The sequence below is a fragment of the Ralstonia psammae genome (assembly GCF_958405935.1).
Lineage (GTDB): Bacteria > Pseudomonadota > Gammaproteobacteria > Burkholderiales > Burkholderiaceae > Ralstonia > Ralstonia psammae.
In genome coordinates this window covers 143,246-157,520 of the sequence record NZ_CATZBU010000011.1, presented here as the reverse complement: position 1 = coordinate 157,520, position 14,275 = coordinate 143,246, and the positions used below count along the sequence as shown (strand labels likewise).

Here is a 14,275-nt window from a genome sequence, read left to right as displayed (position 1 = left end):
GTTGTGGACACAGTCGGTCGTCCGTGTCCGTCGCAGACGATCATCGCATCAGTTCCTCAAGGCGGGGCGACGGTACATATCAGATGCTTACCGAGAAAGGAAAAGAAGCCCGCTAGTAGCGCTGCCCAAGATGCCGCGACAAAGGCGAATGAAGGTTGTTGAGCGTGGTGATTCATCGTTCTGCCGTTTTCTTTAGATGAGGTGACCGCGCTTCCTCGTGACTTGGAGCGCGCACCACCTTCTGTTCTGAATAGCCAACTACTTTGCCGACTTGACCTCAATCGCCTCCCAGCCTTTATTGCGTGCTGTGAGGAACTTTTGAACTGAGTCCACCGTTACCGTTTGAATCCGGTCCGAGAATCGCAACTCGTTGGGGTGGTCATCAAACGCGACGTTGGCCTTGAACATCCGCCCGCCCAGTCGTTTGAATGCACCAACGTTCATTTCTGATGGTTGATAGCCAGCTAGCCGCAACCACGCCTGGGCCTGTTCACGGTTGCTGATCTTGATTTCCTTGCTTTCCGCTGCGGCAGTCGTCTCCAGAACCCAGGTATTGGAGTTCTCGTATCGCAGCGAAAACGGATACGCCACCAGGCTGTACGCAGGGTTGTGCACCGCACGCAGTTCCGCTGGGTTACTCATGCGCTCCAGCAGGCGGTCTGCCACAGGCTTGGGCGGAACCATGATGAGCGCGTCGTACGAGAACATGTCATCCATGAAGAAGTTCGCGAGGCCCTCGTACCACAGGTCTGACTTTCCAGTCCCGCAGGTATTTAGCAGGTGCACCACGCGCCAAGGTTGGCCGGGTTCTGCCCGATACACAAAACCCACGTGGGAGTACTTCAACCCGTACTTGGAAAGATCTTGCCCAACACGTGCCAACAGCACGACGCGTGCATCATCGTGTTGATCCAGCGCCGTTCGCACACGTTGTGCGGCAGCCATCGCGTCGCGCAACGTGGTCTCAGTCAATGCTGCCTCGTTGCAACTCTGTCCAGCGCTTGCCGAGAACGGCAACGTGGCAGCAAGCAAAGCCGCGCAGCCGACTAGTTTTCTCAAGCCGCTACTCATGACGACTCTCCAGGAACGCGCGAGTGATGCAGCAGGGCCTCGCCTACGGTATTGGGAATGAAGGCCAACACCTTGCCTGATGCGACCAGCAGCGTGCCCGTGGCGACGGCCGAAACCTCGACCGTGGCACCCACAGAAGCGCCGACCGTATGTAGTGCGCTCTTTGCGATCTTGGCCGAAAGCTTGCCCGCTCCCTTGACCGCATTGAGCATGACTTCAACGGAGTCCCCGCCAACGTCGACGATGCCAGAAATCACATAAAAGCCACCGATGCTTGCCAATGCACCCCCTGCCGCCGGACCGCCATTTCCAGCAGACCCGGCAACGCTAGCCACTGGCGCCGTCAAGACAGAAAGCGTGCCAACCGAGATCGCCTCCGATCCGTGCACGCTTGGATTCGACTGTGCGTGCGCATGCAGTGCAACAGTGCTTGCCGCAACCAGGATCAAACCAGTTGTCAGCGCCTTCATTTTTTCTTGTATCACCTCACACTCCCCAATGATTGCTATTCCAAAGCCCGCAATCGTCTTCAACCGCGTGGCCTCAGATCTTGTATTTGGCGCCCACCCAACCGTTGCTTTGGCCGGGCAGGTGAACCGCATCAAGCTTCCTTATTGCCCTTGATGTCGTAACCGGCGGTCACGGCGCCGCCGCTACCGCCCTGGGCGTTCTGCACCACGTACTCTTGCTTGACCTTGGCGAAGGACAGCGACACGGTTTCGCGCGAACGCACCTTGTCGTCCGTGGAGCCGCCCGGGGCCACTTGCGTCACGAGCACGTCGCTCATCGTGATCTTGAGAAACTCCAGCGGGTTGCCACCAGCCTCGCGCACCACCAGCGTGGCTTGGTCGATGTGCTTACCGGTCAGGCAATACTTCATCAGGTTCGGCGAAGCACGATCGATGTGGTGCTCGAAGGTCAGGTCCGACACGGTTGCCTTGCCGGCGCCACCACCGCTGCCCGAGTGCATCGTCGAGAGCTGCTCGATCTTCCAGCTCCAATTGAGCACTTCCACTTCGTTCTTGTGCGACGCGTCTTGCGACTCACCGTCGATGCCATTGATCTTCAGGAAGATGTCCTGTGCCATTGCAACGCTCCTTCTTTGGATTGAGGGGTACAGCAAACAAAGAACCAAAAGCCTCCCCACAGGCCTGAGGTGTCAGGACCGCGAGGGAACTGCTTGGGGTTTAGGGGTTAAGCGGCGGCCTTGACCGACGGCAGGCGTGCGACCAGGCGCAACGACACCGTCAGACCTTCCAGTTGGAAGTGCGGACGCAGGAAGAACTTGGCGCTGTAGTAGCCCGGGTTGCCCTCCTGCTCCTCGACCACAACTTCAGCGGCGGCCAACGGGCGGCGAGCCTTGGTCTCTTGCGAGGAGTTAGCCGGATCAGCATCCACGTAGTTCATGATCCACTCGTTCAGCCAGCGCTGCATGTCTTCGCGCTCCTTGAACGCGCCGATCTTGTCGCGCACGATGCACTTCAGGTAATGCGCGAAGCGCGAGCACGCGAACAGGTACGGCAGGCGTGCTGACAGGTTGGCATTGGCCGTGGCATCCGCGTCGTAGTACTCGGCGGGCTTTTGCAGCGACTGCGCACCGATAAAGGCCGCGTAATCGGTGTTCTTGCGATGCACCAGCGAGATGAAACCGTTCTTCGACAGCTCGGCCTCGCGACGGTCCGAGATGGCGATCTCGGTCGGGCACTTCATGTCGATGCCGCCGTCGTCGGTCGGGAAGGTGTGGCACGGCAGGTTTTCCACCACGCCACCGCTCTCCACGCCGCGGATCAGCGTGCACCAGCCATACAGCTTGAACGAACGGTTGATGTTAACCGCCATGGCGTAGGCCGCGTTGCTCCACACGTACTTACGGTGGTCGGCGCCGTCGGTGTCCTCTTCAAAGCCGAAGGCATCCACCGGGTTGGTCTTGATGCCATACGGCAGACGCGACAGGAAGCGCGGCATGGCTAGGCCCACGTAGCGAGCATCTTCCGAATTGCGCAGCGTGTTCCACGGTGCGTATTCCAGGTTCTGGAAGATCTTGGAGAGGTCACGCGGGTTGGCCAGTTCCTGCCACGAATTCATCTGCAGCACGGAGGGCGAGGCGCCAGCAATGAACGGTGCGTGTGCAGCGGCCGAAATCTTGGCCAGCGAGCCAAGCAGTTCCACATCGGGCGGGGTGTGGTCGAAGTAATAGTCAGCCACCAGGCAGCCATAGGGCTCACCACCCAGTTGGCCGTACTCTTCTTCGTAGATGCGCTTGAAGAACGGGCTTTGATCCCAGCCGATGCCCTTGTAGCGGCGCAGCGTGCGGCGCAGTTCTTCCTTGGACACATCCATCACGCGGATGCGCATCTTGTCGTCGGTCTCGGTGTTCGACACCAGATGATGCAGGCCACGCCAGGCGGATTCCAGCTTCTGGAAGTCCTCGTGGTGCAGGATCAGGTTGATCTGCTCGGAGAGCTTGGTGTCGATGGCGCCGATGATGGCTTCGATGCTCTTGTAGGCGTCGTCGCTCATCGTGAAGGTGCTGGCGAGCGCCTGCTCAGCAAGGGTACGGACGGCCAGATCGACGGCCTCGCGGGCCTGATCGGTCTTGGGCGAGAACTCGCGGTTGAGTAGCGATGCAAAGTCGGACTGGTCAACTGTCGCGACGGTCTTGTGTTGCTGTTGTTGTGCGGAAGACATGGATAACTCGATCAATGGTGGAATTCAGGAGGGCAAAAAGCCCCGCGGCTCAGGACTCAGCCGATTCGGCGTCGATCGAGGTTTGGGCTCCCTCGGGTTTCGGCGCCTTGGCCAGCGCTTGCAACAGGGTCGGGTCTTGCAGCAGTTGGTTGATGAGCGATTCGGCGCCCGACTTGCCATCCATGTACGTCTGCAGGTTGGCCAGTTGCGTGCGGGCTTCGAGCAATTGCTTGAGCGCGTCGACCTTGCCAGCAACGGCGGCGGGCGAGAAGTCTTCAATGCTCTCGAAGGTCATGTCGACCATGAGTTGGCCTTCGCCCGTGAGCGTGTTGTTCACGGCAAACGCCACGCGCGGCTTCATGGCCTTCATGCGCTCATCGAAGTTGTCGATGTCGATTTCGAGGAACTTGCGGTCAGCTACCTGCGGCAGCGGCTCGGCCGGTTTGCCCGACAGGTCGGCCAGCACGCCCATCACGAAAGGCAACTCGATGCGCTTTTCCGAGCCATAGACTTCGACGTCGTATTCGATCTGCACACGCGGCGCGCGGTTGCGTGCGATGAATTTCTGCGAACTGTTCACAACAGACATGGTTCTCCCCAATGGGCTGGATAAACGTGCCGTGCGGGCTTATGCCGCCTCGGTTTCGGAATACGCCGGTGCAGCAACTAGGCTGTCGGCGCGATATTTGGTGTGGTAGGTCAGCTCTTTCGGCTCGGTGCCCGAGCATTCGATATGGATGGCGCTTAACGGGCGCTTCTCGGAGAGCGCACCGAGCCACAACCGCGCGAGTGGCGGTTGAATGACCTGCTCGATAAAGCTGATCAACTGGCGGGCCCCCGTTTCTCCTACCGGGCAGCGTTCCACGATGTGTGACACCACGGCCGCGCTATAGCCCAACGGGATGTCGTGCTGCTCGCGCATACGCTTGACCACGCGGTCCAGATGCAAGCACACGATTCGGCCGAGGTTCTCGGGCGCGAGTGGCAGATAGGGCACGACCACCAGGCGGCCCAGAAAGGCCGCGGGGAACACCTTGCGCAACTCGGGTAACAGCGCTTCGCGCAGGGCGGCGGGCTCGGGCATCAGCGTTGGGTCATCACACAGACTAGCCAGCAGGTCCGACCCGGCATTGCTGGTCAGCAGCAGGATGGTGTTCTTGAAGTCAATGACGCGCCCTTCCCCGTCTTCCATATAGCCCTTGTCGAAGACCTGATAGAAGACTTCATGCACATCGGGGTGGGCTTTCTCGACCTCATCGAGTAGCACCACGCTGTAGGGGCGGCGGCGCACGGCCTCCGTCAGCACACCACCCTCGCCATAGCCGACATAGCCCGGCGGGGCCCCCTTCAGGGTCGAGACGGTGTGCGACTCCTGGAATTCGGAGAGATTGATGGTGATGAGGTTCTGCTCGCCGCCATACAACGCGTCCGCCAGTGCCAACGCGGTTTCGGTCTTGCCAACCCCGGACGGGCCGACCAGCAGGAACACGCCGACCGGCTTGTTGGGGTCGGTCAATTGCGCGCGAGCGGTCTGAACGCGCTCGGCCAGTTGGGTCAGGGCGTGGTCCTGACCGATGACACGCGCGCCGAGCGTTTGCGGCAGCGCCATGACGGACGCCACCTCGTCGGCCATCATGCGCGTGACAGGGATGCCGGTCCAATCGGCCACAATGGCGGCGACGACGGATTCATCCACTTCTGTATACACAAGGGGCGCTTTCGCCTGAAGCGCATGCAGACAGGCTTCCAACTCCGCCAAGGCGCCTTGGTAGTCCGATGGCGGCTCGTCGGCGCCTGACGTAAGCATCGCCTGCCGATGTTCGAGGATGCCCGTCGCCAGCACACTTTCCTGCTGCCAACGGGCTTCGGCCTGGGCGAGTTCCGTCAGGATGGTTTGCGTTGTGGCATTGACGGCGGCAATCCGCGCGCTGTCCGCCCGGCCAAGGGTGGCTTCCTTTTCCAGGAGTTGGACTTCGGCCTTGGCCGCAGACAAACGTTGGCGCAGCAATTCAACCGCAGTGGGCGGTGCGTGCAACGACAGCGCGACCCGCGCACAGGCCGTATCGAGCAGGCTGATGGCCTTGTCCGGCAACTGGCGCGAGGGGATATAACGATGTGACAGCTTGACAGCAGCGCGCACCGCCTCATCGCGGATCAGTACATTGTGGTGCGTCTCGAAGGTGGGCACCAGGCCGCGCACCATGGCGACCGCGCTGGCCTCCTGCGGCTCCATCACTTGCAGCACCTGGAAGCGGCGCGTGAGCGCGGCGTCTTTTTCGATATGGCGCTTGTATTCGCTCCACGTGGTGGCGCCGATGGTGCGCAATGCACCACGAGCCAATGCGGGCTTGAGCAGGTTGGCAGCATCGCCGGTACCAGCTTGGCCGCCAGCACCCACCAAGGTATGGACCTCATCGACGAACAGGATGATGGGCTTGGGCGACTTGGCGGCCTCCTCTAGTACGCCCTTCAGACGCGCCTCAAACTCGCCTTTCATGCTGGCGCCGGCCAACAGCGCGCCGACATCCAGGCTGAGCAACCTTACGTCCTTCAGACTCGGAGGCACTTCGCCAGAGGCAATGGCCTGGGCCAAGCCTTCGATCACTGCGGTCTTGCCGACACCGGCTTCGCCCGTGATAAGCGGATTGTTCTGCCGGCGGCGCAGCAGGATGTCCGTCATGGTGCGGATCTCGTGCTCCCGGCCGATCACGGGGTCGAGTTCGCCAGCACGAGCCGCCTGGGTGAGATCGCGGCAGTACTGGCCCAGAGCGGACTTGCCCGACTTGGATGCAGCCATGGCACCACTGGCCTCGCCCGGCGTGGCGGGCTCCAGACCGCTACCGTCATAGGCAGCCTCGCCACTCTCCGGAGATTGCGCGACCAACGCTGGCACGGTCTCCACCAACTCGTCAACGCGCACCTTGGCGAACTGGTTCGAGATGGCGAGCATCGTGCGACGCAGCTCAGGCGTCTTGAGTAGCGCGGTCAGCAGATAGGCGCCGCGCACACGGTCGTCGGTAAGGGCCAGCGTGGCGAACACCCAGGCACGCTCGATGGCGGTTTCGATCTGGAAAGCGAAGTCGCTGATGGACGTGGCGCCTGCCGGCAGTGCCGCCAGCGCACGGGTCAAGTCAGCGTCAAGCGCGGACCGGTCCACGCCCGCGTGCGTCAAGACCCGCTGAAGATCGCCATCCGGCGCCTGCAGCAACTGATGCAGCCAGTGCACCACCTCCACATACGGGTTGCCGCGCAACTTACAGAACGCGGTCGCGCTCTCGATGGCCTTGAACAGGGTGGGATTAAGTCGACCGAACAGCGCCTGACGCGATATATCCATTGAAACTATTTTTGTGACTTCTCTTGAAATTCCGACCACCTATTCCGGGCGGCCTGAATCGGCTCTTATTTTTAGAATACGAGGGACAGCCCGCTCAGTGCAATTGAACTTATGCACTAGAAATTTCAATATAAATTTACAATTCAACCGAAAACAACGCGAAAACCCGTGTTATGAAAATAGACAGAAGCCAAAACCTTTTCCTGGCGCGGCCCTCAGGGTCTTAAGCGTCAATAGGGATCGACCTCCGATGGCGCCACCACCAATAGCATGCGAGACCCGCAGGAATTCGATTTTCCACAAATATTGACAATTCATTGCACCTCAATCCATGAATTAGAATTTACTGAACTCTGATGTTTGAAATATTAGATTCCAAATAATTGGCATTACGAAAGCATCCCGTTTGCGAATATCATTCGCATCGTTTCAATCCGTTAGTCCATTTGCGCGTGAAAATCATGGGTAACCAACAACTTGACCAGCACGAGGGCGGCTTGCTCGACGATCTCCTGCCCGCTGGCCGTGGCGACTCGGCGCGAAATGCGGACGACCCATTTGCCTTGTTGCGACACAACGGCACGCCCACGCGTCACCTGCCCTCGCAGGATGTGCGGGATGCGGTCGTGGACCCGTTGGCGCAGCTTCAGCGTGAAGCGAAGGCCGTGCTGCGCAACCCGGAGTTGGCCAGCACCTACCACCAATCGGCGTTGGTTGAGCGGTCCACCGCGCTGCCAGAGGCGGATACGCCAGCGAAATATCCTTGGGGAGGCGCCGATGCCGAAGCTGCCAGCCTGCTTGATCTACTTTCAGGGCCAGCAGGCATCAACGACCTGATCGGCACGATGGACTCCCTCGATACCCGCCGACTCTTGACGCCGCCCACAACGCCAGATGTCTTGCAGCTCTTTGCAGGTGACATCGTCACGCATCAGCGGCACGGCATGACGGCCACACTGACCCGCCGCGAGCATCACCTCGTGTCGATGGACAGTGCCTATCTGCCAGCAGCGCAAACCGAAGGGGAACAACCATGACCACGATTGCCTTGGCGTCAAACCAGCCATCCAGCCCCGGACTCGCGGCCGCCCTGCAGGAAGCTGGATCGGTTCCTCTTGCCTTGCAAGCGGCGGAAGCGCGCGTGCGCCAGCAACCCGCCGCACTCGATGCTCGCTGGCCGTTGTTCCAGTGGCTTTGCGTGGTGGGCGATTGGCCGCGTGCCCTCAAGCAACTGCAGGTGGCCACCCAGTTGGCGCCCGACTTTGCGCAGACCGCGCACGTCTATCGGGATTTGCTCCGGGCCGAGATCTTCCGCGCTGCCGTGCTCAACGGCGAGCGAGAGCCGGGCGCCTTGTTGGCATCCCCCGCTTGGGTCCAGCCACTGCTTGATGCACTGAGGCTGGTTCGAGAAAACAACCTTGACGATGCGGATCGCTGCCGCGAGCTGGCGCTCTCCAAGGCTGCCGCGCCCGCAGGCACGCACGATGGCACGCCGTTTGGCTGGATCACAGACAGCGACACGCGCTATGGGCCGACGTGTGAGCTGATTTCGGCAGGCCGCTACGCATGGCTGCCGCTTGCGCAGATGCGCAAATTGGAGATGCAGCCAGTCACAGGGTTGCTCGACCTGATCTGGCGCCCCGTCACCGTGACCCTGATCGACGGCGCTGTCTGCCGAGGCTTCACGCCCGCGCGTTATTCGGGCTCCGAGCGTAGCAGCGACGTGCTCCAACTGGCACGCAAGACGGATTGGACTGATCTCGGCCAGACCGGCGTCGTCGCGCTTGGACAAAAGACGTGGATGACCGATGCGGGCGACGTTGGCCTGCTCGACGTCACCTCGCTGACCTTTGAGCACGGCACATGAGCGAACATCACACGCCCAAGCGGCCCAATACGCAATTGTTGCCGACGCTCTTCGACCGTCTGCGTGACGATGCACCGCTACGGCAAACCGAGAACGCCAGCGAGTACACGGTGAGCCGCTCACAGATGCGCGAGATCATCCAACGCGACCTGACCTACCTGCTCAACACCACCAACCGCGAAGACGAAATCGACCGCGCTCGCTACCCGGCGGTGGCACGCTCGACGGTCAATTACGGCGTACCGCCCGTGGCCGGCAGCTATCTCTCGACCCACAAGTGGACTGACATTGTTTCGATTGTCCGCCGAGCGATCCTGGACTATGAGCCGAGACTCATTCCCGGCTCACTCGGGGTCAAGCCCCTGGGCGATGAAGACGCGCCAACGCGCTACAACACGCTGGTGTTCGAGATCAGCGGGTTGATCCACATGGACCCTTATCCAATGACGTTCACTGCCCAGAGCTCACTCGACTTGGAGACCGGCAAGATGAACGTCCAATCCATTCACACAAGCTGACCGATGGACCCTCAACTGCTGGATTACTACAACCGGGAACTCGTCTACATGCGGGAGCTGGCAGGCGAATTCGCCAAGCAGCACCCGAAGGTGGCCAAGCGCCTGGGCATGCACGGCATCGAGGTGGCCGACCCCTATGTGGAGCGGCTGATCGAGGCGTTCTGCTTTCTGTCGGCGCGCACACAGATCAAGCTGGACGCGGAGTTTCCGCGCTTCACTCAGCGACTGCTGGAAGTGGTGTATCCCAACTACGTGGCGCCCACGCCCGCCATTGCGGTGGCGCAATTCCACCCGAGCCACAGTGAAGGCGATCTCGTGCGCGGCCAGCCGGTACCGCGGGGCACCTCTTTGCTCGCCAAGGCGCCACCCGGCGAATCCACGCAGTGCGAGTTCCGCACGACGCAGCCGCTGTCGCTATGGCCGATCGAGATTGCCGAGGCGCGGCTGACGGGCATTCCACCAGACATTCAACGGCTGGAACGCTATGTGCCCGCGCATGTGACGGTGCAAGGGGCGCTGCGATTGCGGCTGCGCCTCACCCTGGACGCCACCTTTGCGCAGTTGAATGGGTTGGAATCGCTGCCGATTCACCTGTGTGGTGATGACCAGATTGCCTCACACCTGTTCGAGCTGCTGCACAGCGCGGGCTGCGCCACGTTGATCGGCAAGCCGGGGGCCATGGGTGAACGCGTGCATGCCGTCACTAGCAATGCGGTGAGCCACGTCGGCATGGCGCCCGATGAGAGCGCGCTGCCGCTGGATTGGAACAAGTTCCACGGGCACAACCTGGTGCATGAGTACTTTGCGTGTCCGCAGCGGTTTTATTTCTTCGGGCTCAACGGGCTAGCGTCTGGGTTGTCCGGGATCGACGGCCGGGAGGCGGAAATTGTGGTGTTGCTATCCAAGTCGCCGCAAGCATTGGCTAGCCAGGTGGACGCGGGACAGTTCGCGCTCTTCTGCACGCCCGTCATCAATCTGTTTCCGATGCGGGCCGACCGGATGGAGATTGATCCGGGGCGCACGGAGTTTCATCTCGTGGCGGATCGGCGCCGGCCCCTGGATTACGAGATTTTTTCGATTCGGAAGCTGTCGGGGCAGGCCAACGAGCACAGTGCTCCGGTCGACTTTCGGCCGCTGTTTTCCACGCTCAACAGCGATGAGGGCAACCACGGCCGCTACTTCTCGATGCGGCGGGAGCGCCGGCTGGTGTCTGAACACGGGCGCAAGCACGGCACGCGCACGGACTACACCGGTACCGAGGTGTTCGTCTCGCTGGTGGATCAGGTTGAGACGCCCTACCCCAATGATCTGCGCTACCTGTCGGTCGAGGCCATGGCGACCAACCGGGATTTGCCGATGCTGGTGCCACGCAATGGCCTCAATGACTTGCGCTCGCCCGATTCCATTCCGGTGGCGGGGGTTGGGCTGATCCGGCCACCTTCCACGCCGCGCCCGCCCTTTGCGGAGGGTGAAACGGCTTGGCGGCTGGTCCGCCAACTGGGCTTCAATTATCTGTCGCTCACGGATCTGGATCACCGTGAAGGGGGGCAGGGCCTGCGCGACATGCTGCGCCTCGTCGTGGGCAGCGAGGACCTGGCACAGCAGCGCCAGATCGAGAGTTTGATTGGCTCCAACATCAAACCGGTCACGCGGCGGTTGCCGGGAAGCGGGCCGATCCTCTATGGGCGCGGCGTGCAGTGCGAGCTGACAGTCGATGAGACAGGGTTCTCCGGCATCAGCCCGTACCTCTTTGGGGTGGTGCTGGAACACTTCTTGGCCCGGCATGTGTCGGTCAATGCCTTCACGGAGGCGGAGTTAACCTCTATTCAACGTGGGCGTGTACATCGCTGGCCGGTGCGCATGGGTAACCGGAGTGCGGTCTAGCCATGTATCGCGGAATCGACGATAACGCGCCACCGGCCGGAGGAACCCAGGTACCGGCAGCCCAGCCGCTCCATCACGCACCCTGGCGGCTGAGTTTCCTGGGGCTGTTGCGGCAGTTGAGCGCGCAGCAGCAGGATCGTCCACCGATTGGTCATGCGCGGCGGCCGAGTGACGAGCCCTTCCGGATTGGACAGGTCGCCTCACTCACCTTCGCCCCACGGGAAATCGCGCAGATTCGACAAGAGCGGGACAAGCTCAAGATTCGCCTTTTCGGGCTCGGCATGCTGGGCCCAAATGGTGCGCTACCGATCCACTTTACGGAAATCGTGCGTGAGCGGACCGAGGCGCACCGCGACAGTACCACAGCGAATTTCCTCGACCTGTTTCACCATCGCGCGCTCACGCAGTTCTATCAGGCGTGGGCGCATGCGCAATCGACGGCGGGGTTGGATCGCAAAGACGATGAGGTGTTCTCGCGCTATGTTGGATGGCTGGCGAGCAACGTGCCGGAAGAGATGGCAGGCCCTCTGCCCTCGCATGCCCGGCTGGCGGCCAGCGCCCACCATGTCCGCGAGGCGCGGAACCCCGATGGCATTGCGGCCACGTTGGCGCATTTCTTTGGCGTGCCTGTGCAACTTGAGGAATTTGTGCTGCACTGGATTGCGATTGATCCAACTGAGCAATCGTTGCTGGGCGCCCCCGGCGCACTTAGCGTCATGGGACAAGGCGCCATGTTGGGTGAGGCGGTACCGGACCGCCAGCACAAGTTCCGCTTGGTCATTGGGCCGCTGGACCTGAAGCAATACCTGAACTTCACGCCGAATGGGCGGGATTTGCCCGTGTTGATCGAGTGGGTGCGCTCGTTCGTCGGCTACGAGTTCGTGTGGGAGGTCGAGCTTCAGGTCATTCCCGACTCAGCGCCACCGGTGGTGCTGGGTTCCTCCGAACGTCTGGGCTGGTCAACCTGGCTTGGCGAGCCGGATCAGGATCGCGCCATTACCGGCATGGTGTTTGAGCCGGAGCAGTATGCAAAACATTGAAGCAATGAAAACGAAATCGAAGAGTCCGGCATTCGGGCAGCCCGTCACTGCGTTCCCAGAGTTGTACGAGCCTATCTCCAAAGAAAGGCCCTGCGGGGATGACCTGGAGTACGACCCCGAGTTTGTGGTGCTGCAGGCCAAGGCGGCAACCAAGCCCGACGCCCAGTATGGCGAGTTCGTCAGCACACCGGAGGCGGTGAACTGGTCCGATTTGGAGCGCGATTGCCGCCGTCTGCTGCTGCGTACGCGCGATATTCGGGTGCTGGTGCTGTTGCTGCGCTGCCGGGTCCGGCTGGATGGCGCGAGCGGCTTGCGCGATGGCTTGGCGGTCTTGGCACAATTGCTGGCGAAATGGCCGGAAGCCATTTACCCGCAACTGGTGGTGGACGGTGAAATCGACCCGGCGTTGCGCGCCAATGCGCTGGCTGCGCTGGCGGACCCGCAGGGGCTGATGCAAGACGTGAGGGAACTGGCCATCACCAGCACCGGCGCGCTGCGGCTGCAAATGCGCGATGTGGAGCGGTCATTCGGCATCCCCAGGCCGGCGGATGCGCTGGCACCGGAATCGGTGCAACAACAGCTTCAGGACTTGCGGCAGCAGCAAAGTCCGGCGCTGATGGCACTCGACCAAGCAGCAGCCTTTGCGGCATCGATCGACGCATGGGCTCGTCAGCATCTGTCAGACGACCACCCTGATCTGGGGCCTTTGCTCAAGTTGCTGGGTTTCGTCGCCGAGGCTATCCCTCGTGCAGCCACGTTGGTACCTGTTGAACCCGTGCGCGCCGCGTCAACCGACGTGTCTTCAACGGGTGGAGTGAACCTGGATCGCGCCGATCCGCCTATTGACGCCCTACATAAAGCAAGCCTCAGCGGCACTTTGCCTGATGCCCACATGGACCGGGATGCGGTTCGCGCCACGATTCGCTCCGCCCAGCTTTGGTTTGAACACAACGAGCCGAGCAGTCCGGTGTCGCTGCTGCTCAAGCAAGCCGAGCGCTTGACCGGCAAACGCTTTGATGAGGTGTTTCAGGCCATTCCGGCCGATCTCGTGGAACGATGGGCTCAGAACGATTGATGCATCACGATGGCCGGCGCGCCATGATTGAAAACAGCAGCACACCAACGCAAGAAGAATCGGGTACGCCCACCCTGCAGGACCTGCAGCGCGAACTCCAGATCGTCAACCTCAAGCTCAAGGCTGCGCAGCAGCGCGAGCGCAAGGTAGGCCTCGTCAGCGTACAGCGGACCATTATCAAGTTCGGCATCCAGCCGCATGAGTTGAGTTTCCTGCCCCCACGCGGCGTTGGGCGATGCCTCCCGGGCCTTATTCGAAGCCGGCGAGGTGTCCTTCAAGCGCAGCAAGGATGGCACCTCGACCGATTTGGCGCGGCTGTTGGCCCACCACCCTGCCCTGGCCCAGCAATACGCCACCCCCAAAGCCGGTTCCCGGCGTTTTCTCATGTACCCCTGACGGAGTGTTCTCATGATCAAAGGACTTGCTATTACGCCGCCCGTCATCGGGCGGATTTCGATTGGCCGTGTGGTGGAGAAGAACGGCCACCGTCGGACCGCTGGCACAGATGTTCGTCATCGATGCACTGTGCAAGTGGTCCGGCAAGATCGCGCTGACACGGATCGAGGAACTGCGCAAGGCGTTCGAGGGCAATCCGCTGATCGGTGAGAATCGAGCCACCAGCGTTGACAACGTTGTTAGCCGTGATCTTGACGCTGCCAGCGTCCGCGGTGATATAAGCCAACCGGGCGGGATCGATTACCTCGCCATAGTCGACTGACATGCCGGATTCACGCTTGGAGAAAACCAGCCAGCGTGTACCGCGGCTCGAGTAGGTAACGGGTGTCCCTGCGCCCA

General features: G+C 61.3%; 13 protein-coding genes and 1 pseudogene. 7 read left to right on the top strand and 7 right to left on the bottom strand.

Going from position 1 to position 14,275, the window contains the following annotated elements:
* Window positions 1-258 precede the first annotated feature (258 nt).
* The 6 genes from R2N16_RS19685 to tssH all read right to left on the bottom strand — a co-directional run bounded on the left by R2N16_RS19685 (window position 259) and on the right by tssH (window position 7,096).
* On the bottom strand, window positions 259-1,071 hold the full coding sequence (locus tag R2N16_RS19685; RefSeq protein WP_316667746.1) for a DUF2145 domain-containing protein: 813 nt from the start codon (window positions 1,069-1,071) through the stop codon (window positions 259-261).
* On the bottom strand, window positions 1,068-1,604 hold the full coding sequence (locus R2N16_RS19680; protein WP_316667743.1) for a hypothetical protein: 537 nt from the start codon (window positions 1,602-1,604) through the stop codon (window positions 1,068-1,070). The genes R2N16_RS19685 and R2N16_RS19680 overlap by 4 nt, the downstream gene beginning before the upstream one ends.
* A gap of 68 nt (window positions 1,605-1,672) precedes the next feature.
* Window positions 1,673-2,158 carry an Hcp family type VI secretion system effector gene (locus R2N16_RS19675; protein WP_222327954.1) on the bottom strand — a complete coding sequence of 162 codons (486 nt, stop codon included), beginning with the start codon at window positions 2,156-2,158 and terminating at the stop codon, window positions 1,673-1,675.
* A 107-nt stretch (window positions 2,159-2,265) separates the two neighbouring features.
* Window positions 2,266-3,759, bottom strand: a complete 1,494-nt coding sequence (gene tssC / locus R2N16_RS19670; protein ID WP_316667741.1) for a type VI secretion system contractile sheath large subunit — start codon at window positions 3,757-3,759, stop codon at window positions 2,266-2,268.
* 49 nt (window positions 3,760-3,808) lie between these two features.
* Window positions 3,809-4,348, bottom strand: a complete 540-nt coding sequence (gene tssB / locus R2N16_RS19665; RefSeq protein ID WP_316667739.1) for a type VI secretion system contractile sheath small subunit — start codon at window positions 4,346-4,348, stop codon at window positions 3,809-3,811.
* Window positions 4,349-4,387: 39 nt separating this feature from the next.
* On the bottom strand, window positions 4,388-7,096 hold the full coding sequence (gene tssH / locus R2N16_RS19660) for a type VI secretion system ATPase TssH (protein ID WP_316667737.1): 2,709 nt from the start codon (window positions 7,094-7,096) through the stop codon (window positions 4,388-4,390).
* A gap of 383 nt (window positions 7,097-7,479) precedes the next feature.
* Between tssH and R2N16_RS19655 the strand changes: the two genes are divergently transcribed.
* From R2N16_RS19655 to R2N16_RS19630, 6 genes are read left to right on the top strand one after another with little or no spacing between them, the layout of a single operon-like run.
* The gene (locus R2N16_RS19655; protein ID WP_316667735.1) at window positions 7,480-8,133 is read left to right on the top strand and encodes a TagK domain-containing protein; all 654 of its coding nucleotides are present in this window, start codon (window positions 7,480-7,482) and stop codon (window positions 8,131-8,133) included.
* Window positions 8,130-8,963 (top strand): type VI secretion system accessory protein TagJ, encoded by an 834-nt coding sequence (locus R2N16_RS19650; RefSeq protein WP_316667733.1) that lies wholly within the window; start codon window positions 8,130-8,132, stop codon window positions 8,961-8,963. The genes R2N16_RS19655 and R2N16_RS19650 overlap by 4 nt, the downstream gene beginning before the upstream one ends.
* A complete protein-coding gene (tssE, locus tag R2N16_RS19645) occupies window positions 8,960-9,481 on the top strand; it encodes a type VI secretion system baseplate subunit TssE (protein WP_316667731.1) in 522 nt (173 codons plus the stop codon). Before R2N16_RS19650 ends, tssE begins: the two co-directional genes overlap by 4 nt.
* A 3-nt stretch (window positions 9,482-9,484) precedes the next feature.
* Entirely contained in the window at window positions 9,485-11,365 is a 1,881-nt protein-coding gene (gene tssF, locus R2N16_RS19640; protein ID WP_316667729.1) for a type VI secretion system baseplate subunit TssF, read from the top strand.
* Between the two features lie 2 nt (window positions 11,366-11,367).
* On the top strand, window positions 11,368-12,405 hold the full coding sequence (gene tssG / locus R2N16_RS19635) for a type VI secretion system baseplate subunit TssG (protein ID WP_316667727.1): 1,038 nt from the start codon (window positions 11,368-11,370) through the stop codon (window positions 12,403-12,405).
* A 4-nt stretch (window positions 12,406-12,409) separates the two neighbouring features.
* On the top strand, window positions 12,410-13,480 hold the full coding sequence (locus tag R2N16_RS19630) for a type VI secretion system protein TssA (RefSeq protein WP_428984148.1): 1,071 nt from the start codon (window positions 12,410-12,412) through the stop codon (window positions 13,478-13,480).
* On the opposite strand, the gene R2N16_RS19625 is transcribed toward R2N16_RS19630, so the two are convergent.
* Window positions 13,468-13,767, bottom strand: a complete 300-nt coding sequence (locus R2N16_RS19625; RefSeq protein ID WP_316667723.1) for a hypothetical protein — start codon at window positions 13,765-13,767, stop codon at window positions 13,468-13,470. The two genes, R2N16_RS19630 and R2N16_RS19625, sit on opposite strands and share 13 nt — an antisense overlap.
* A gap of 121 nt (window positions 13,768-13,888) precedes the next feature.
* Between R2N16_RS19625 and R2N16_RS25545 the strand changes: the two are divergent.
* Window positions 13,889-13,987, top strand: a pseudogene (locus R2N16_RS25545) (recombination directionality factor); the annotation flags it as partial.
* Between the last annotated feature and the right edge of the window lie 288 nt (window positions 13,988-14,275).